Below are 19114 nucleotides of genomic sequence, written 5' to 3'. Positions count from 1 at the left end.
ATGATCACTGACCGCCCGATGATCACCGACCGACCGGTCACCACCGACCGGCTGACCGTGAACCACGCCGCGATCGAGGGCCGCACGGGCGAGCCCGTGGTCCTGCTCCACGGCAACGTCTCCTCCGGCGTGTTCTGGCACCCGACGATGGCGGGCCTGCCCGAGCGCTTCCGTCCGCTGGCCCCCGACCTGCGCGGCTTCGGCGGCACCGAGCCGCTGCCGGTGGACGCCACCCGCGGCCTGCGCGACCACAGCGAGGACCTGCTCTCCTTCCTCCACGCGCTGGACCTCGGCCCGGTGCACCTGGTCGGCTGGAGCATGGGCGGCGGGGTGGCCCTGCAACTGCTGCGCGACCGCCCCGAGCTGGTCCGCTCGCTCACCCTGGTCAACCCGGTCTCCCCGTACGGGTTCGGCGGCACCCACGGGGCGGACGGAAGGCTCAACTCCCCCGACGGCGCGGGCTCCGGCGCCGGCGGCGCGGCCCCGGAGTTCGTCCGGCTGCTGAGCGAGGGCGAGACGGGCACCGGGTCACCGTTCGCGCCGCGCTCGGTGCTGGACAGCGCCTACGCCGCCGAGCCGCTGGCCGACCCGGACCGCTACGTGGCCGCGATGCTGGCCACCCGCACCGGCGAGGACCACTACCCCGGCGACATCCGCCCCAGCGGCACCTGGCCGGGCTCGGCCCCCGGCGAGCGCGGGGTGCTCAACTCGATGGCGCCGACCCACTTCCGGATCGACGACCTGGAGGTGATCGACCCGAAGCCGCCGATCCTCTGGATCCGCGGGGCCGCCGACGTGATCGTCTCCGACACCTCGGTCTTCGACCTCGCCCACCTCGGGGCGCTCGGCGCGATCCCGGGCTGGCCCGGCGCGGAGACCTGCCCGGCCCAGCCGATGGTCACCCAGACCAGGGCCGCCCTCGACCGCTACGCCGCCGCCGGCGGGCGGGTGCGCGAGGTGGTCGTCGAGGGCGCCGGGCACACCGTGCACCTGGAGCGGCCGGAGGAGTTCCTGACCGCACTGGTGGAGAACCTGGACGGGGCCTGACGACCCGTCGGCCCGTCCCCGGACCCGGCGACGGGCCCGGGGACGGGCCCGGGGAGGCCGGCTCACGGCTGCCACCCGAGGGCGCGCCAGAGGCGCTGTTCCTCGGGGGTGGGCGGCTGGTCGGGGCGGAGCAGTTCGGGGTGTTCCGCGGGGGGATGGGGGGCCAGGCCGACCTCGCGCAGGTCCCGGAGGTACGGGTGCAGCGGATAGGCCGCCCACATCCAGCCGAGGGCGATCAGGCCGACGTACAGGGTCCGGCGGAACGAGAACTTCCGGTGCGGGCTCACGGGGCTGGTCCTTCCGACAGGCCGGGCCGGGCCGGGGCGGCAGTACGGGGGGAGGCCGGCGGGCGCACGGGGGCGGCGCCCGCCGGCCGGTCGGTCGGCCCGGGGAAACGGGGCGGCGGGACGGCGGGACGGCGGGACGGTGGGGCGGCGGGTCAGGAGCCGACGTGTCCCACGACGAGGGTGTCCGGCCCGCCCAGGGCCACCGTCCGCAGCGACTCGAAGCCCGCGTCGAGGAGCCACTGCCGGCACTCCGCCGGGGTGTACTCCCGGCCGCCGGTGGAGGTCAGCAGCATGTTGAGGCTGCCCAGCAGGCTGAGCGCGGGGCCCCGCCGGTCGTCGTCGATCATGCGGTCGTAGACCAGCACGGCGCCGCCCGGCCGCAGCGCCCGGCGGATCCGGGCCAGGAGCTCCAGCCGCTGTTCGAGGCCGAGGAAGTGCAGGATGTGGCCGACGACGAAGACCTCGCTCTCCGGCAGCGGCGTGCTGAAGAAGTCGCCCGCCCGGAAGCGGACCCGGGCCGGGGTCCCCCGCGCCCCGAGGGCGTCCAGGTGTTCATCGAAGAAGGGCTCCATCTCCGGCAGGTCGAAGCAGACCGCGTCCAGGTGGGGGTGCTCGCGCAGGAGGGTCGCGGCGAGGTTCCCGCGGGCTCCGCCCAGGTCGGTGAACGAGGAGTGGCGGCTCCAGTCGAACGCCTCGGCCAGCCGGAGGGCGACGCCGCTGTTCACCGCGTCCATCGCGCCGAGGAAGCCGCGCGCCGCCTCCTTGTCGCTGTACCGGTCGAAGAATCCGGTGTCGGTCGGGACCTGCGGTTCACCGGTGCGCAGCGCCTCGGTCAGCCGGGACCAGAGCGGCAGCAGGTTGGCGTCGGCCAGGCGCGCGTAGCCGCCGACGTACCCCGGCTTGCGGCGGTCGAGGAATCGCGCGGCCTCGGGGCTGTTGCGGTACGTCTCCTGCTCCCGCTCCAGCAGGCCGAGGGCGACCAGCGCGTCGAGGAAGTCGGCGGCCGCGCGGGGGTGCAGGTCCACGGAGCGGCACAGGTCGGGGCCGGTCAGCGGCCCGTCGGCCAGCACCGTGAAGAGGTCCAGCTCGACGGCGCTGATGACGGCGCGGGAGCCGTAGAAGGCCATGATCAGGCGCAGGATCCCGCCCGGCCCCCCGGCGGTGCCGGAAGAGGGTTGTGCCATGTCGTTCCCTACCTTCTCGCCTCGCGGGTCTTCGGGGTGTCGGCGGGTCACTTCGGGCGGCATTCCAGCATCGTCCACTTCAGTCCCGGGTCGTTGACCAGCTCGAACCCGGCGCGGTGGAACAGGTCCTGCCACTCCGCGAGCACCCGCTCACGGCCGCCGAAGAGGACCAGCATGTCCAGGTCGAGGAACTTCGCGTGGTCCCACTCGTTCTCCGGGGCCATCACCTGGTCGAGCACGAGGAGCGTCGCGCCGGAGTCCCCGACGGCCTCGCGGACCCGCCGCAGCACCGTGACGACCCGCTCGTCCGACCAGTTGTGCAGGACGCCCTTGAACAGGTAGGCGTCGCAGCCGGTCGGGACGGGGTCGGTGAAGAAGTCGCCCGGGACCACCGTGGCCCGGTCCGCGACCCCCGCCTCCTCCAGGACCGGGTGCGCCGAGGACGCCACCCGGGGCAGGTCCACCAGGACGCCGGTGAGTTCGGGGTGGCGCCGCAGCACCTGGGCGAGGAACCAGCCGTCGCCGCCGCCGAGGTCGGCGATCCGGGGGAAGCGCCCGAGCCGCAGCTCGTCCAGCCCCTCCAGGACGAGCCGGCGGCTCCAGTGCATCATGAACCGCTCGAAGAACTCGCCGGCCGCGGGCGTCCGTTCCAGGTGCTCGAAGAAGGACCGGCCGAAGACCTTGTCGAAGGCCGGCTCCCCGGTGCGGACGCTGTGCAGGATCTCGTCGAACGGCCGCCAGGTGATGTCCAGGTTGTTGTACCGCACCAGGGGGAGCACGCCCTGCTTGTTGTCGGAGCGCAGCCCGTCGGAGAGCGGGGTGGCCGAGAAGGTCCCGGCCGGGCCCTCGGCGAAGACGCCGACGGCCGCCGCCGCCCGCAGGACGCGGTAGAGCGACAGCTCGTGGGCGGCCGTGGACCGGGCCAGGTCCGCGACGGTCCGCGGCCCGTCGGCGAGCAGGTCCGCGATGCCGAGCTCGACCAGGACGTGGACGGTCCGGGCCAGCCGTCCGCCCCCGGCCAGCAGCAGGAGCTGCCGGCTGTGCAGGTCCATGGTCGCCACGTCCGATGCCTCCACGGCCGGGACCGTCCCTTCTGTCGTCCTCGCTTCGATGACCTTCTTGATCTGCGCCATGTTCCGCCGGGTCGCCTCGTTCAGGTGGGCGGTCATCCCCTCGTCGTCGAAGGGGGCGCCGGGCTTCATGGTGAACTCCTGGCGCCAGCGCATCTCGGTGCCCTCGGGGGTCTCCCGGTAGGTCCAGTGCAGGTGCATGTACGCGAAGGGGCCCGTCTCGATCCGGTGCGCCCGGACCGTTCGGGCCGCCCGGTCGGGCGTGCGGCGGGAGACCCACTGCCAGACCCGGCCCTCGGCGTCGGGCCGGGTGGTGAGCCGGAAGTCGATGCCGTCCGCGTCGCTGCGCAGGACCTCGACCTTCTCGTACTCGGCGAACAGCCCGGGCCACGACTCGACGTCGTTGGTGAGGTCCCACACCACGTCGATCGGGGCGGCGATGACGATCGTGTTGTCCGTGCGTCCGGCCATCAGGCGGCCTCCCGCCCGAACGTCCCGTTGACCAGGCGCAGGACGTCCCCGGGGGTGCGCACCCCCTCCTCGGGCAGCTCCACCCCGTGGACCTGCTGCAGCCGGGAGGAGATCTCCAGCAACGCCAGGGAGTCGTAGCCCAGTTCGTCGAAGGCGATCTCGGCGATGTCGCCGTTCAGGTCGAATTCGTCCGAGTCGCCGGCGCAGTCCCTGATGATGTCCACCAGCTGCGCGAGTGTCATGGCACTCATCGTCGGCCTCCAGTTCGTTCGGATGTCGGATGGGTCACGGCGGGCCGGCTCGCGGCGGCCCGGGTCACGGGTGCCGCCGCACGACGGTCGCCGCGTTGAAGCCGCCACTGCCCCGGGCCACCACGAGGGCGTTGCGCACGGGCAGTTCCCGCGGCTGCTCCAGGACGAGGTCGAGGCGGAGGTCCGCGGGCACCTCCCGGGTGCCGACGGTCGGCGGCACCACCGAGTCCCGCATGGCCAGGAACGCGCAGGCCAGGTCCAGCGCCGACCCGCCCGCGTAGAGCCGTCCGGTCATCGACTTCGGTACGGTCACCGGAACTCCGGCGGGCCCGAACACCGAGGCCAGCGCCTCGGCCTCGGCCCGGTCCTGCCGGGGCACCCCGGCACCGTCGGCGAAGACCACGTCGATGTCCTCCGGGAGCACCCGGGCCCGTTGCAGGGCCAGCCGGATCGCCTGTTCCAGCGCGGGCGGTGCGCCGCTGCCGGGGCGCGGGTCGAAGGTGGCGGCGTGTCCGGCGAGCCGGCCGTAGACCTGGCCGGCGCCGCGGGCGCGGGCGGCGTCGGCGCGTTCCACGATCAGGACCGCCCCGCCCTCGCCGGGCACCCAGCCGCCCGCGGCGGCGTCGAAGGGCAGGTAGGCCCGCTGCGGGTCGAGGGCCTCGGTCAGCAGGCCGCTCGGCACCTGGGCGACGAGTCCCCACGGGCAGAGCGAGGCCTCGAAACCGCCGGTCACCGCGAGCCCGATCGTGCCGTCCCGCAGCAGTCGTACGGCGTGCGCCGCGGCGTCCAGTCCGCCGGCCTGCTCGGACACCACTACCGAGCTGTGCCCGCGCAGACCGTTGCGGATCGAGATCTGTCCGGTGTTGACCGCGTAGAACCAGGCGAAGGACTGGTAGGCGCTGACCCGTTCCGGGCCGTCTCCCCACAGCTTCTCCAGTTCGGCCTGGCCGAACTCGAAGCCGCCCGAACCGCCGGCCGTGATCACGCCGGCGCCGAACTCCTCCAGCCGGGCCGGGTCCACACCGGCGTCGGCCAGCGCCCAGTCGGTGGCGACCAGCGCGTGCTGGGTCATCCGGTCGGTCTGCGGCAGCAGCCGTTTGGGGAGCAGGCCGTCGGGGACGAAGTCCAGCACCTCCCCGCCGATCCGGACCGGGTAGGACGACGGGTCGAAGCGCCGGATCGTGTCGATCCCGCTGCGGCCCTCCAGGATCGCCTCCCAGAACGCCTTCGCGCCGAGCCCGTTGGGCGCGATCACGCCCAGCCCGGTGACCACGGCCGCGCCCGCCCCGGGGCCGGCCGTACCGGCGGCGGTCACCGGCCCGCCCCGACCGGGCGGCGGAGCACCGCCGCGCTCTGGAAGCCGCCGAACCCGCTGCCCACGCTCAGCACCGCGTCCACCCGCTGCTCGCGGGCCGTGTTCGGGACGTAGTCCAGGTCGCACTCGGGGTCGGGCTCCCGGTAGTTGGCGGTCGGCGGGATCACGCCGTACTCGATCGCGAGGGCCGAGGCGGCGAGCTCCAGCGAACCGATCGCGCCGAGCGAGTGCCCGATCATCGACTTGATCGAGCTGACCGGCACCTCGTACGCGCGCGGGCCGAGGCTGCGTTTGAAGGCCGCGGTCTCGTGGCGGTCGTTCTGCCGGGTGCCGGAGCCGTGGGCGTTGATGTAGTGCAGGTCCTCGCCCCGGCAGCCGGCCCGGGCCATCGCGCTGTCGATGGCCTCGGCCATCTCCCGGCCGTCCGGGCGCAGTCCGGTCATGTGGTAGGCGTTGGCGCGGGTGGCGAAGCCGGCCAGTTCGGCGTAGACGTGGGCGCCCCGGCGGCGGGCGGCGCCGAGTTCCTCCAGGACGAAGACGGCCGAGCCCTCGCTCAGCACGAAGCCGTCCCGGTTGCGGTCGAACGGCCGCGAGGCGTGCGCCGGGTCGTCGTTGTTGGCCGAGGTGGCCTTGATCGCGTCGAAGCAGGCGACGGTGATCGGCGAGATCGGGGCGTCGGTGGCGCCGGCGATCGCGACCTCCGCGCTGCCGTCCAGGACGAGCTCCGCCCCGTAGCCGACCGCGTCGAGCCCGGAGGTGCAGCCGGTGGAGACCACCGTCACCGGGCCCTGGGCGTCGATCTCCCAGGCGACCTCGCGGGAGATCGACGTCGGGACGAAGTAGTCGAACAGGTGCGGCACCGCGAGGGTGTGGTCCACCAGCCAGGACGCCCCGGAGCGGCTGACCCGTTCGTACTCGCGGTCGAGGCCGGTGGTGCAGCCGACCGCGCTGCCGATGCTGACGCCGATCCGGCCGGGTGCCGGCCGCTCCAGGTCGAGCCCGCTGTCGGCGACGGCCTCCCGGGTGGCGGCGACCGCGAGCTGGGTCGCCCGGTCCAGCCGGACGGTCTCCTCGGGCGAGAAGCCCTCGGCGGCCGGGTCGAAGTCGATCTCCCCGGCCATCCGCGAGCGGAACGGGGTGGGGTCGAAGTGCGTGATCGTCCTGGTCGCGGTCCGGCCCGCGGTCAGCAGCGACCAGAAGTTCCGGGTGCCCACCCCGCCCGGGGCCCGGACGCCGATGCCGGTGATCGCGACCCGGCGCTCCCGCGTGCTCACGCCACTCCCCCGACCCTCGGCGGCGCGGCCTCCGGGTGGGGCACCGGTTCGGTGTCGACGTGGCCCAGCGACGGCGCCGGGGCCAGCGGCGAGATCTGGAACACGGCCCGCGCGGTGACCGCACCCCGGTTCTCCACCCGGTGGCGCTGGCCCCGGGTGATCAGCAGCGCCTCGTCGGCGCGCACCTCCACCTCCTCGCCATTGACGCGGACGACGAGCGCTCCGTCGAAGACGAAGAGGTACTTGTCGGAGTAGGGGTGGTAGTGCTCGCTGATGTACTCCCCCGGGCCCAGGTCGTGCGTCCCCAGGAACCCGGCGGTGGCGCCGACCGAACGCGGCGTCAGGAGCGCCCGGGTGGCACCTCCCTGCCGGTGGCTCGGCTGCACGTCGGCGGCGGACACCTTGGCTGCTGCTCCCGCTGTCATCTCATCACCTCTGCGAATGTGGGGGCCTGCTGGGCGGCGGCGCACCGGGGTCCGTGGGGCGTGGGCGTCCCCACGGACCGCCGGCTACGCGTGGTCGGACTCCCAGGCGTAGAACACCTCGGCCTTGGAGTCCTTGAGCTCCTGCCAGTCCGGCGAGTAGGGCGCGAGGAACCGGCCGACCTCCTGGTCGACGCGCTGGAACAGCGGGTGCTCCCGGGCCTGGTAGAGCTTGGGCATGATGTCCTCGTCGGCCTCGACGAGGTGCATGTACAGGTCGTGGAAGCGGAACAGGAACCGTCGCTTCACGCCGATCTCGTCGGGCAGGCTGGTCCGGTCGTGCTCCGCGAACGCGGCCGCCACGTGCTCGGCGTCCTCGGGCTTCATCCTCAGGACCATCAGGGCGCGGTACACCACGTCGGTGCTCCTTCCTCGTGGGTGCTGCCGGGAGAGGATCAGGCGGCGCCGTCGGCGGCGGCACCGGGGCCGTCGAAGGTCCGCTCGACGCTGCAGAGGACGGGCGCCGGCCTGGAGACCCGGCGGCAGTGGTCGAAGTGGTCCTGCAGCCGCGGGTCGGCATGCATCGCCCGGAAGTCCTCCTGGCTGCGCCACTGCGCGTAGTTGATGACGGTCCGGCCGTCCAGCCCCAGGTGGAAGGTGGCCGAGACGAATCCCGGGAGGTGCCGGATGAGGTCCTCGGTCACCGCGCAGAGGTGGTCGCACAGCTGCTGCTGGTCCGCCGGGTCCACGGTGAACACGTTGACCAGCGTGAACAGTTCGGTCGGGGCGGTGATGGTCGCCATCGCGGTTCAGCCCTCCGTCCGGGAGAAGGCGGACCGGGCCAGGGTGCGCTCCAGGACCTCCTGGAGCAGGCCGGCCACCGAGGCGTCCTCCGCCCGCCAGGCGACGAAGTCGTCGGGCCGCACCAGCAGGGCGCCGTCCGGACCCAGGCCGGTGGTCCTCGCGAACGCGCCGTCCGGGTCGGTGAACCCGTCCGCGCCGCCGATGACGTGGCAGGCCAGCGGGATGCCGGTGCGCGAGGCGACGGACTCCGCCGCCTCGGCCCAGGCCGCGCCGTCCGGGCCGGTCAGCAGGACGTAGCCGTCGTCGGACAGGTCCACCGTCGACACCTTCCGTCCGTCGCGCTCCAGCCAGACGTGGGGCACCCGGTGGCCGGGCCGGCCGGTCAGGTCGTGCTCGCGCGGGAGGGGTTCGTCGTAGGCCGGGCCCTCGATCGCGTCGGAGGTGTACCGGTACCCGGTGCTCACCAGGGTGGACTCGCGCAGGGCGAGGCGCAGCTCCGGGGAGTCGTTGAGCCGCCAGACGTGCCGGATCCACGCCTGGTCCGCGACGGCGGTCCCGACCGGCAGGCGTTCCGCCTCGTAGCTGTCGAGCAGGCCCGCCCCGGCCCAGCCGCCGAGGACGGCGGCGAGCTTCCAGGCCAGGTTGTGGGCGTCCTGGATCCCGCCGTTGGCGCCGAAGGCACCGGCCGGCGGGTGGACGTGCGCGGAGTCGCCGGCGAGGAAGACCCGGCGGGTGCGGTAGGACTGGGCGACGTTGTGCGACATCTCCCAGGGGCGCGCCATCTCGACCTCGACGGCGAGGTCCGGAAGACCGGTGGCGGTGCGGATGATCCGCGCGCAGTCCTCGGGGGTGAAGTCCTCCGCGGCGTGCTCCCGGGGGTCGTAGAAGAAGCCGAAGATCCACCGCTCCTCGTCGAACAGCTGGAGCACCGCCGGGACTTCCGGCATCTGGAGCACCCCGGGCTCGTCCGGGTTGGGGAGGTAGCAGATGACGAAGCGCCTGCCCTGGAGGGAACTGCCGAGGTCGGCCCTGAACAGCACGCTCATCGCGCTGCCGAGCGGCCCGTTGCCCTTGCGGGTGATGCCGAGCGTCTCCCGGACCGGGCTGCGGACGCCGTCGGCGGCGATCAGGTAGTCGGCGCGGACCGTCGTGCGGTCGCCGGTGGCGCGGTCCACGATCACGGCGCTGATCCCGTCCTCGCCCTCCTGGAACGACTCCAGCGCGGTGTTGAAGCGGATGTCGGCACCGAGCCGGACCGCCTCGTCCCGCAGGACGGGTTCGAGCCGGTCCTGGCCGCACCAGTACGGCCGGGTGGGGCTGAGGTGGCCCACGTCCAGCGAGGGCTCCTCGACGATCACGGCGTTCGCCAGGTCGGCCACGCCGTTCGAGCGGAGCACGACCCACGGGATCTGGTCGGCGGGCTGGCCGAGTTCGCGCCAGCGATGGCCCTCGATCAGCTTGGGGGCGCGGTCGGCCACGGTGCTCTCCAGGCCGGCGCCGCGCAGCAGTTCCATCGTGCGGGAGCTGATCCCCGACGCGCGGGTGAGCACGGTGGTGCCGGGGTGGCGCTCCACCAGCAGGCAGTGGACGCCCTGCCGGCGGAGGAACAGGGCGGCGGACAGCCCGGTCAGTCCGCCGCCGACGATCAGTACGGGTACCTCGTGCGCGTTCTGCGGCATGGCTCTCTCCATCCATCACGCCCCGCGGGCCGCCGGGCAGCCGCCATGGGCCGGCGCCGGTCGTGGCGGAGCCGGAGCACGGGGGCGGGCACGGAGGTGCGGCGGGGCTCTGGGAACGGGGGGTTCGGGCCTGGGGGGTCGCGCGGTTGCTTCCGATCCCGTCGGGGAGCGGCTCGGCATGGCACGGCAGGCCACGGAATACCGGGGGCGAAGGGGGGACTCGACGGCCCCTCGGGGGGCGAATTCGACCGGACGATCCTCGATCCGATCAATCTCGATCGAGCACAGAGCAGATCACGGGCCTGTCGGGACCGTCAATCAAGAACGGCCGGGGGTACGCGCGTTCGGCCATTCCCTCGGATGTCCCGGTTTGCCCCCTTTGTTCGGGCAATAAAGCTGGCACGGACACGCCATTTTCGGGGTTTGCCGCACGGAATCATGGGCACTTGCGCGACAGCCGAGGGCGGCCCCGGCCGGCCGTCCGCCCACCGCCCGGATGGCGGATAATCGACCCTTCATATCCGGCTTGGCCGGAACTCCCCGGGGCCCGGCCGGAATCGGCTGATCACCGGCCGGCGGAACGCGATATTGACGTTCTCGGTGAAGGGTGAGGTACGTTCGATGCATGGTTGAACCGATCCGATTGACCGGAGCCCAGGAAACGCTTCTCGCAACTCTGCAGGCCAGAGCCATCGACAATCGGAGGCCGGACCCCGTATTGGGCGACGGCATGGCCGAGGAAGTGCTCGGGCGCCTCGACTACGACTTCCGCAGACTGCGCACCGGCGCGAAGGACGAGCGAACAGTCACATTTCGCGCAAAGAAACTCGACGAATGGACGCGGCAATTCCTCATCGAGCACGAGGCCACCGGGGCCACCGTGCTCCACCTGGCCTGCGGCCTGGACAGCCGCGCCTTCCGGCTCGACCTCCCGGCCGGCGTCGAGTGGATCGACGTCGATCAGCCGGACGTCATCGAACTCCGCGAGCAGCTGTATCCGAAACCGCCGGGATACCGCACGATCGCCACCTCGGTCACCCGGAGCGAATGGCTCGGAAAGATACCGGACGACCGGCCGGCCCTGGTCATCGCGGAGGGGCTGACGCCCTATCTGCAGAAGGCCGACGGGGAGGAGATGCTGAGGCGTCTGACCCACCGCCTGCCGACCGGCCGCATGATATTCGACGCGGTCCTGCCGTGGACCCTCGGATTCGCGAAGTATTCACAACTCCTGCGCGCGACGGGGGCGAGCTTCCACTGGGGCGTCGGCGATCCCCGGGAATTGGAACGGCTGGTGCCCGGGTTGAGGTTCGTCGAACAGTGGTCGCTCTACGATTCGCCGTACCTCCGGACGGCGAGTCCGCTGGAACGACTGGTCGGCGCGGTGGCGGGGCGGGTGCCGGCCCTGCGTTTCGCGCACCGCATCCTCGACTACCGGTTCTGACGGGAACGGGTTTCCACTCGGGGCCCGACGCGCGTGTGCCGCCCGGCGAGGACCGGGCGGCACACCCCCACGGGAATGCGGAGGATCAGACCTTCGCGGAATTCGACTCCTGCGCCGGAATCGGGGCTCCGGCCTCGGACGTCCGGGGTCCGGCCGCGGCCTCCGGCGCCTTGCGGGTGAACACCGCGACACCCGCGGCGACGATCGCGACCACGCCGCCGACGGTGAACGCCAGGCTCATCCCGGAGGTGAACGCCGCGTGGACGGCGCCGGTGACGGCGTCGACGGTCGACTGCGGCGTGCCCGGCTCGGCCGGGGGCACCGCGCCGACCTTGGCCGCGGCCGCCAGCGGGCCGGCCTGCTCGGCGGGCAGCGGATCGAGCCGGGCGTCGGCCCACTCCCGGGGCAGCACGGTGTCCACCCGGGAGGCCATCAGGACGCCGAGGACGGCCGTGCCCAGGCTGCCGCCGATCTGCATGGCCGACTGCTGCACACCGCCCGCCACCCCGGCCAGCTCGGTGGGCGCGTTGCTGACGATGACGTCGGTGGCCCCGACCATGACCGGGGCCAGCCCGAGCCCGAGCAGGACGAACCACAGCGACACGACCCCCATGCCGCTGTCCGCCGTCATGGTGGACATCCCCCACAGCGAGACCGCCGTCAGGACCATGCCGACCACCAGCGGGATCCGCGGGCCCAGCTTCCCGATCGCCGCGCCGGCGACCGGCGATCCGACGATCATCATCGCGGTCAGCGGAAGCAGGTGGAGTCCGCTGTCCACCGGGCTCAGTCCGTGGATGTTCTGGAGGTAGAAGGTCACGAAGAAGAGGCCGCCGATGAACGAGAAGGACATCAGGATCATCAGCACCGTGCCGGCGGACAGCGGGACCGAGCGGAACATCCGCAGCGGGAGCAACGGCTCGCGCACCCGGCTCTCCCAGAAGGCGAACCCGGTGAACGCGAGCAGGGCGGCGAGCAGGAAGCCCAGCGTGCGCGCGTCGCCCCAGCCCCACTCCGGGGCCTTGATCAGGCCCCACACCAGGCAGAACATCGCCGCCGAGAGCAGTGCGACACCGGGCACGTCCAGGTTCTGCGGCGCGCGCTCGGCACGCTCGTCCTTGAGGATGAGCAGCCCGAGGACGAGCGCCGCGAGGCCGACGGGCACGTTGATGAAGAACACCGACTGCCAGTTGACGTGCTCGACCAGCGCGCCGCCGATGATCGGGCCGGCCGCCGTGGAGATGCCGACCACCCCGCCCCAGATGCCGAACGCCATGTTCAGCTTCTCCGGCGGGAAGGTGATCCGGAGCAGGCCGAGCGCCGCGGGCTGCATGAGGGCGCCGCACAGGCCCTGGAGGACCCGGAACAGCACGATCAGCGTCACGCTGTCGGAGAGGCCGATGGCCGCCGAGGTCACGATGAAGCCGGCGATGCCGATGAGGAAGGTCTGCCGGTGCCCGAACCGGTCACCGAGCTTGCCCGCGGTGATCAGCGACACGGCCAGGGCCAGCAGGTAGCCGTTGGTGATCCACTGGACGTCCGCGAGCGAGGCGTGCAGGTCCTGCTGGATCGCCGGGTTGGCGATGGCGACGATCGTGCTGTCGAGCGCGACCATCATGACGCCCACGGCCACGGCCAGCAGGGTCGGCCACGGCCTTCCCCGCAGTTTCGACGGATTCCCCCGGGGGGTTGCCGACGCCGGTGCATCTTTCTGAGTCATGGTCAGAACCTTTGTGCCGCAGGGGCGCTGCTTGTCGGATCGGATCAGTGCTCAAGCGAGCACATGGTGTGACGCCGACGCTATGTCAGTCGCTGACACATGTCAACGACAGGCATGAGTCAGTCACTGCTGCCGTCCCCTAAACTGGGAGGTGAAGGACGATCAGCACGTAGCAGGGAGGAGCGGCCGTGCCGCAGACGGAGTCGGTGGCGTCACCGCCGCAGGCCGGGAGACGCCAGCGGAAGAAGCAGAACACCCGCGACGAACTCGCCAGGGAAGCCCTGAGGCTGTTCATCCTCCAGGGCTACGACAACACGACCGTCGACCAGATCGCCGACGAGGTCGACGTCTCCCAGCGCACCTTCTTCCGGTACTTCGCGAGCAAGGAGGAGGTGGCGCTGAGCCCGATCACCGCCATCGACGAGGCCTTCCTCGCGGCGCTGGAGGCACGCCCGGCGCACGAGTTCCCGCTGCAGGCGATGCGCGGCTCGTTCCACGCCGTCCTCCAGCAGGTCCACAGCGGCGAGCTGGACGGCGTGGACCCGACCCTGCACATGGCGATGATGCAGCTCATCGAGCGCACACCGGGTCTCCTGGCGCAGCACCTGCGGCGGACCGAGGACATGGAGGACCGGCTGGTCGAGGTCGTCGCCCGGCGGGAGGGGATCGACCCGGAAGCGGACCCGCGCCCGCGGGTGCTCGTCGCGACCTTCGGGGCGATCGGACGGGTCGCCACCCGCATCTGGTTCCGCCGGGCCGAGGGCGACCTGCAGAGCATCACGGCGGAGCTGGAGTCCTGCCTGAGCCTGCTCGGCCCGGACCTGTTCGGGGACTGGCGCTCGGAGCGCGGCGCGCCCCGGTGAACGGGTGGGGCGGAGGTGCTGCCCGACGGCGCCCCCGCCCCGCTCCGGATCAGTCCGCGGTCGCGGTGGCCGGCGCGGCCACCAGCCGCCACAGTGAGGTCACTTCGGACGCCCGCGCCGCGTGCAGCGGATCGGCGGTGTCCCGGCTGCGCGGATGGACGGGGCTGGTGTCGAGCCGGTCCAGGACCCGCAGGCCCGCGGCCTCGACGAGCTCCAGCAGCTCGGCGCGCGAGCGCAGCCCGAGCCGTTCGGCGATGTCGGAGAGGATCAACCAGCCCTCGCCGCCCGGCTCCAGATGGCCGGCCAGCCCGGCGAGGAACCCCCGCAGCATCCGGCTGCCCGGGTCGTAGACCGCGTACTCGACCGGGGAGGTCGGCCGGCCCGGCACCCACGGCGGGTTGCACACCACCAGCGGGGCGCGCCCGGGCGGGAAGAGGTCCGCCTCCAGCAGCTCGACGTGGTCCAGGAGCCCGAGCCGGGTCAGGTTCTCGCGGGAGCACGCCAGCGCGGCGGCGCTCTGATCGGTCGCCACGACGCGCCGCACGCCCCGGCGGGCGAGCACGGCCGCGAGGACGCCGGTGCCCGTGCCGATGTCGAAGGCCGACTCGGCCGACGGGAGCGGGGCGCGGGCGACCAGGTCGACGTACTCGCCACGCACCGGGGAGAAGACCCCGTAGCGCGGGTGGATCCGCTCGCCGAGCGCGGGGACCGGAACCCCCTTGCGGGACCACTCGTGGGCGCCGATGACGCCGAGGAGTTCGCGCAGCGAGACGACGTAGGACTCCTCGGCGGGCCCGAAGGCCTCGGCGCAGGCGCTGCGCACGTCGGGCGACCTGCGGAGCGGCACGATGTGCCCGCGGTCCACCGGCACCACCAGCATGCCGAGGATCCGGGCATGCCGGGACTGCGCCTGACGGTGGAGGTGGAAGGTCTCCGCGGGGGTCGAGCCGGTCCGCGGCGGCTTGCGGGCGGCCCGCCGCTTCATCGCCGACAGCAGCTGCCGGGCGTTGTGGTAGTCGCCGCGCCAGAGTAACGCCGTGCCCTCGCAGGCCAGCCGGAAGGCCGCGTCGGCGGTCATCCGGTCATCGGCCACCTGCACCCGTTTCGGGGCCGGCGTTCCGTTCTCGGACCGCCACCGGGCACGGTGCTCCTGGCCGTCCTCGGTCCAGCTGAGTGTTTCCCAAATGCTCACCGGGACATTCTCGTACGTCGACGGAGCGTGCCGCACGGCCGGGGGCCCGCGGGCCCGGACGGCCCGTCGGCCGACCCGGGCCGCCGGACCGGCCGTCACGTGCCGTCCGGCGCGGCGACGAAGGTGTAGGCGCCGAGTTCGAGGAACAGGGCGTCCGCGAGCCCGGGGACACCGGTGAGGGGCACCGCGAGCCGCCGCTCGCGCTCTCCGGCGTGGGCGGTGACCGGGTTGTAGGCCCGCAGCACGATCCGGGCGTCGCACGGGAGGGGCTGGTCGAACCGGACCACCACCGTGACCGTGCCGGAGTAGTTGGCGGGCAGGAGCACCGAGCGCGTGTACCCCTCGTCGGTGCCGGGCGGGTAGATCTGCGCCGTCAGGCTGAACGGGGCCTGCTGGTCGGTGTTGGAGAAGGTCGCGGTTCCGGCGGGCAGGTCGGTGCCGGAGACCCCGAAGACGAATCGCGTCGGGGTGTTGTTCAGGTTGCAGACGGCCAGGTCGGAGAGGACGTACCTGGTCCGCTGACACGGGATCACATCGATGTTGCGCCAGCCGACGTTGGGGTTGTACCTGACCCAGTTCAGGTAGTCGACGAGCGAGCCGAAGGTCGGCAGCACGGCGGACACGGGGTGGGCGGGCGTGTCCACGGTGGCGATCGTGCAGTAGTGGCCCGGCGGATTGCTGCTCGGCCACAGGAAGGCGGAGCGGCTGACGCAGATCTGACCGGGCGGGACCTCCCTCCCGCCGCCGCGCACGGTCAGCGGCACGCTGGTGCCGCCGCCCTCGGCGGTGAGCGGGGTCCACGCCCGCGGGTCCAGCAGCAGCCCGCCGGGGGCGTAGTAGAGCCTGACGTTCCCGGAGGACGGACAGCCGGTCCTGAGGTTCTTCCCCCGCACGTAGATGCGGTTGAGCTGCCCGTACACGATGGGGTGGCCCAGCCCGAGGTCGGGCCCGGCGTAGCTGGACTCCAGCAGCCCGAAGTCGAGGATGTCGCTGCCGAAGGGGATGATGTCCGGGGACTCCCAGACGGGGTCGGACGTGGGGGTCTGCCCCACGTCCGGGAAGTTGTCGCGGACCAGGATGTCGTTCCAGCCGGCGGCGGCGTTCATGGTTCCTCCCGAGTGGATGGTGCGTGCCGGACCGCGGCCGGGCCCGGGTACGTCCGCGCGCGCAGGGGCGGACGGCTCTTCGGCGGTGATCCGTTGGTCGCGGAACTTCCGGCCGGGGGCGGCGTGTCGGCATCCGCAGCGGCGGGCGGGCAGTCCCGTGGTCGTCGGGGGCGCGGCCCCCGGGAAGGGCGTCGGGTCGGTCCGGTGGAATCGGGACGGCGGAGGTTCACGGTCCGGAGGTGCACGCTCCGGAAGGTCACGTTCCGGAAGGTCGTGTTCCGGGGGTCGCGGTGACGGTGCCGGGCACGGGTCCCGTGTGCGCGGGTTCGCGGGGAACATCCCGATACGGGAAATATATCGACCCCGAACCATCTCGCCCAATAGGCCGGAAGGGTGAATGCCCGCCCGGTCGGCCGGGCCGGGACGCCCGGAGGGTGTCCTTGGTTGTACGTCATCGGTCCGATTGCCCGGGCCGGGCCGACGCGGTTCCATCGCAGGGTGCCTCGGCACGGGCCGGGGCGACGAACGGTCGGGAGGGGACATGCGAAGGACTTCACCCGCGGCGGGGGTGCTGGGGGCCGCTCTGCTGGCGGTGCTGGTTCCGGCGGGACCGGCGGGCGCCGACCCGGGGGGCGGCGGGACCGGGACGGTGCGGGTCAGCGTGACCGCCGCCGGGACACAGGCCAACGACAGGTCGTTCAGCCCGTTGATCAGCAGGAACGGCCGCTACGTCGCCTTCACCTCATGGGCGACGAACCTCGTGCCCGATCCGGTCCCGACCCGTCAACTCAAGTCGTACTTGCGCGACCTGTGGAACGGCACGGTGGAGCGGGTGACCCTGGACGGCGTCCCGGTGGACGTCCGCGACATCAGCGCCTCGGGCGACCGGATCGTCATCGCGGCGAGCACCGGCCTGTACGTTCGCGACCTGCCGACCGGCCTCACCCGGCGCGTGGACCTCGACCTCGGCGAGTTCACCGGCGGCGGCACGGGCAGCCCCAGGATCAGCGGCTCCGGCCGCTACGTCGTGTTCACGGTGGGCCGCCCCACGGGCTCGACGGCGGCCGAGGCCTCACGGGTGTACGTGCGCGACCTGGTGGACGGAACGACGCAGTGGGTGAGCCACCCCAGCACCACGCCCGGCACCTACTACGTGGGCAGCCCCGTCATCAGCGACGACGGGCAGCGCATCGCCTACACGAGCGTCAAGTCCGTCCCCTGGGGCCCGCCGCCCGTCCCCCCGGAGAAGGGGCACGTCTTCCTCGTCGACCGGACCACCGGCGGGCGGCAGATCGTGGACGTCGCCCAGGACGGATCGACCCCGGAGCGGGTCCTGAGCGGCCCGCTGTCGCTGAGCGCGGACGGCAACCTGGTGCTCTTCAACCGCACCGACACGAGTCCGGTGACGGCGAACGACCAGAACTCGACCACGTTCGTGCGCGACATGGCGACCGGTACCACCCGGCCGACCCCGTTCAACGGGCCCACCAGCTTCGGCTCGCTCAGCGCCGACGGCCGCTACGTGCTCCTCATGCCGGGCACCCCCGGCCCCAACACGCCGATCGCCCCGCTCTTCCTGTGGGACCGGGAGACCGGCCAGGGGCAGATGGTGACCCTCACGAAGGACGGCTACCCGGCCGCCGGCTATCCCGGGGAGCCGGCGCTGACCGGCGACGGCCGCACGTTCGCCTTCGAATCACGCGATTCCGACATCGTCCCCGGTGACACCAACGGCACCTGGGACGTCTTCGTGCGGACCCTGCCGCCCGGGTCCTGAGCCACCCGCGCACCCTTCGGGCGCCGACGTCGTGGTGCCGGCCCTCGGCGCGGGACACGAACCACCCGGGCGAAGCCCTCGCGGGGTCTGCAGGACCGCGCCGTCCCCGGCGGCGGCGCGGTTCCCCGGAATAGCGGGCCGCGGCCGCGTCGTTCCCCTCTGTCGTTCAGATGCACGGCGCCCCGTTGTCGGTCCCGTGCCGCAGACTGAGGCCGAACACTCGGCAGACCGAAGGATGAGCCCCATGACCGACCGGCCCTTGACGCTGATGGCCGTTCACGCCCACCCCGACGACGAGGCCACCGGTACCGGCGGTGTGCTCGCCCGCTACGCGGCCGAGGGCATCCGCACGGTGCTCGTCACCTGTACCGACGGCGCCTGCGGGGACGGGCCGGGAGGTGTCAAGCCCGGCGAGGCCGGACACGACCCGGCGGCCGTCGCCGCGATGCGCCGTCAGGAGCTGGAGGCCAGCTGCAAGGTCCTCGACATCGGCCACCTCGAAATGCTCGGCTACGGGGACTCCGGGATGATGGGCTGGGCCGCCAATGACGCGCCCGGCTCGTTCTGGACGACGCCGGTGGACGAGGCGGCCGCCCGCCTCGCCGATCTGATGCGGCACTACCGGCCCGACGTCGTGGTGACCTACGACGAGAACGGCTTCTACGGCCACCCCGACCACATCCAGGCCAACCGCATCACCGCGAGGGCGCTGGAGCTGGCCGGCACGGCGCCGAAGGTGTACTGGACGACGGCCCCGCGCTCGATGATGGCGCGCTTCGGCGAGGTCATGCGCGAGCTGGGCGCGGAGTGGGAGGAGCCGGAGGCCGGGGAGTCGGAGATGCCCGAGATCGGCCTCCCCGACGAGGAGATCACCACCTGGGTGGACGCCACCGGGTTCGGCGGCCGGAAGTTCGACGCGCTGGCCGCGCACGCCAGCCAGGGCGAGAACATCTTCTTCCTGAAGATGGGCAAGGAGCGGTTCACCGAGCTGATGGGCGTGGAGACCTTCGTCCGGGTCCACGACACCACCGGCGCGGAGCTTCCCGAGAACGACCTCTTCGCCGGACTGCGCTAGCCCCTGACGTCGGTGTCGAGGCCCCCGGGGTTGCGGGGCGGGGACTGGCGCCGTGGCCCGGCGGGGGTACCGGGGCGCTGACCCGGGGGGGGATACCCTCAAAATTTTTTATTTCATCCGAGGGATGGGGCCG

Annotated in this window: 18 protein-coding genes and 1 pseudogene; 5 read left to right on the top strand and 14 right to left on the bottom strand. The window is 72.7% G+C overall.

Annotated features, from left to right (window positions below):
• Positions 1-1047: an alpha/beta fold hydrolase gene (locus ACFXAM_RS18470; protein WP_380292411.1), complete on the top strand. Its 1047-nt coding sequence runs from the start codon at positions 1-3 to the stop codon at positions 1045-1047.
• 62 nt (positions 1048-1109) lie between these two features.
• Here ACFXAM_RS18470 and ACFXAM_RS18465 read toward each other — a convergent pair whose 3' ends face one another.
• The 11 genes and pseudogenes from ACFXAM_RS18465 to ACFXAM_RS18415 form a co-directional block, all read right to left on the bottom strand.
• Positions 1110-1334, bottom strand: coding sequence for a DUF6059 family protein (locus ACFXAM_RS18465; protein WP_380292409.1), 225 nt, complete (start codon positions 1332-1334; stop codon positions 1110-1112).
• 152 nt (positions 1335-1486) lie between these two features.
• A complete protein-coding gene (locus ACFXAM_RS18460; RefSeq protein ID WP_380292407.1) occupies positions 1487-2518 on the bottom strand; it encodes a methyltransferase in 1032 nt (343 codons plus the stop codon).
• A gap of 47 nt (positions 2519-2565) precedes the next feature.
• Entirely contained in the window at positions 2566-3570 is a 1005-nt protein-coding gene (locus tag ACFXAM_RS18455; protein ID WP_380292439.1) for a methyltransferase, read from the bottom strand.
• Between the two features lie 15 nt (positions 3571-3585).
• Positions 3586-4059: pseudogene (locus ACFXAM_RS18450) on the bottom strand (SRPBCC family protein); the annotation flags it as partial.
• On the bottom strand, positions 4059-4301 hold the full coding sequence (locus ACFXAM_RS18445; protein WP_380292405.1) for an acyl carrier protein: 243 nt from the start codon (positions 4299-4301) through the stop codon (positions 4059-4061). The gene ACFXAM_RS18445 and the pseudogene ACFXAM_RS18450, both read right to left, overlap by 1 nt.
• 73 nt (positions 4302-4374) lie before the next feature.
• Entirely contained in the window at positions 4375-5625 is a 1251-nt protein-coding gene (locus tag ACFXAM_RS18440) for a ketosynthase chain-length factor (protein ID WP_380292403.1), read from the bottom strand.
• The gene (locus ACFXAM_RS18435; protein ID WP_380292401.1) at positions 5622-6899 is read right to left on the bottom strand and encodes a beta-ketoacyl-[acyl-carrier-protein] synthase family protein; all 1278 of its coding nucleotides are present in this window, start codon (positions 6897-6899) and stop codon (positions 5622-5624) included. The genes ACFXAM_RS18440 and ACFXAM_RS18435 overlap by 4 nt, the downstream gene beginning before the upstream one ends.
• Positions 6896-7324 (bottom strand): cupin domain-containing protein, encoded by a 429-nt coding sequence (locus ACFXAM_RS18430; protein ID WP_380292399.1) that lies wholly within the window; start codon positions 7322-7324, stop codon positions 6896-6898. Before ACFXAM_RS18430 ends, ACFXAM_RS18435 begins: the two co-directional genes overlap by 4 nt.
• 84 nt (positions 7325-7408) lie before the next feature.
• Complete coding sequence (locus ACFXAM_RS18425) at positions 7409-7738, bottom strand: TcmI family type II polyketide cyclase (protein WP_380292397.1); 330 nt, start codon at positions 7736-7738, stop codon at positions 7409-7411.
• Between the two features lie 38 nt (positions 7739-7776).
• Complete coding sequence (locus ACFXAM_RS18420) at positions 7777-8124, bottom strand: antibiotic biosynthesis monooxygenase family protein (protein ID WP_380292395.1); 348 nt, start codon at positions 8122-8124, stop codon at positions 7777-7779.
• 6 nt (positions 8125-8130) lie between these two features.
• Positions 8131-9804, bottom strand: coding sequence for an FAD-dependent oxidoreductase (locus ACFXAM_RS18415; protein WP_380292393.1), 1674 nt, complete (start codon positions 9802-9804; stop codon positions 8131-8133).
• Positions 9805-10429: 625 nt separating this feature from the next.
• On the opposite strand from ACFXAM_RS18415, the gene ACFXAM_RS18410 reads away from it, so the two are divergent.
• On the top strand, positions 10430-11248 hold the full coding sequence (locus tag ACFXAM_RS18410) for a class I SAM-dependent methyltransferase (protein WP_380292391.1): 819 nt from the start codon (positions 10430-10432) through the stop codon (positions 11246-11248).
• 85 nt (positions 11249-11333) lie between these two features.
• Here the strand turns inward: ACFXAM_RS18410 and ACFXAM_RS18405 are convergent, their stop codons facing one another.
• Entirely contained in the window at positions 11334-12968 is a 1635-nt protein-coding gene (locus ACFXAM_RS18405; protein ID WP_380292389.1) for an MFS transporter, read from the bottom strand.
• A 188-nt stretch (positions 12969-13156) separates the two neighbouring features.
• Here ACFXAM_RS18405 and ACFXAM_RS18400 point away from each other — a divergent pair, with 188 nt between their 5' ends.
• On the top strand, positions 13157-13831 hold the full coding sequence (locus ACFXAM_RS18400; RefSeq protein ID WP_380292387.1) for a TetR family transcriptional regulator: 675 nt from the start codon (positions 13157-13159) through the stop codon (positions 13829-13831).
• Positions 13832-13880: 49 nt separating this feature from the next.
• Here ACFXAM_RS18400 and ACFXAM_RS18395 read toward each other — a convergent pair whose 3' ends face one another.
• A complete protein-coding gene (locus ACFXAM_RS18395; RefSeq protein WP_380292385.1) occupies positions 13881-15023 on the bottom strand; it encodes a methyltransferase in 1143 nt (380 codons plus the stop codon).
• A gap of 95 nt (positions 15024-15118) precedes the next feature.
• On the bottom strand, positions 15119-16129 hold the full coding sequence (locus ACFXAM_RS18390; protein ID WP_380292383.1) for a hypothetical protein: 1011 nt from the start codon (positions 16127-16129) through the stop codon (positions 15119-15121).
• A 541-nt stretch (positions 16130-16670) separates the two neighbouring features.
• Here ACFXAM_RS18390 and ACFXAM_RS18385 point away from each other — a divergent pair.
• Together ACFXAM_RS18385 and ACFXAM_RS18380 are read left to right on the top strand one after the other, a co-directional pair.
• Positions 16671-17906 (top strand): hypothetical protein, encoded by a 1236-nt coding sequence (locus ACFXAM_RS18385; RefSeq protein WP_380292381.1) that lies wholly within the window; start codon positions 16671-16673, stop codon positions 17904-17906.
• 244 nt (positions 17907-18150) lie between these two features.
• Entirely contained in the window at positions 18151-18981 is an 831-nt protein-coding gene (locus ACFXAM_RS18380) for a PIG-L family deacetylase (RefSeq protein WP_380292379.1), read from the top strand.
• Positions 18982-19114 lie beyond the last annotated feature (133 nt).

This window comes from Kitasatospora sp. NPDC059462 (genome assembly GCF_042749955.1).
Classification (GTDB): Bacteria; Actinomycetota; Actinomycetes; order Streptomycetales; family Streptomycetaceae; genus Kitasatospora.
The sequence above is the reverse complement of the archived record's forward strand: the minus strand, read 5'-3'. Positions and strand labels throughout refer to the sequence as shown.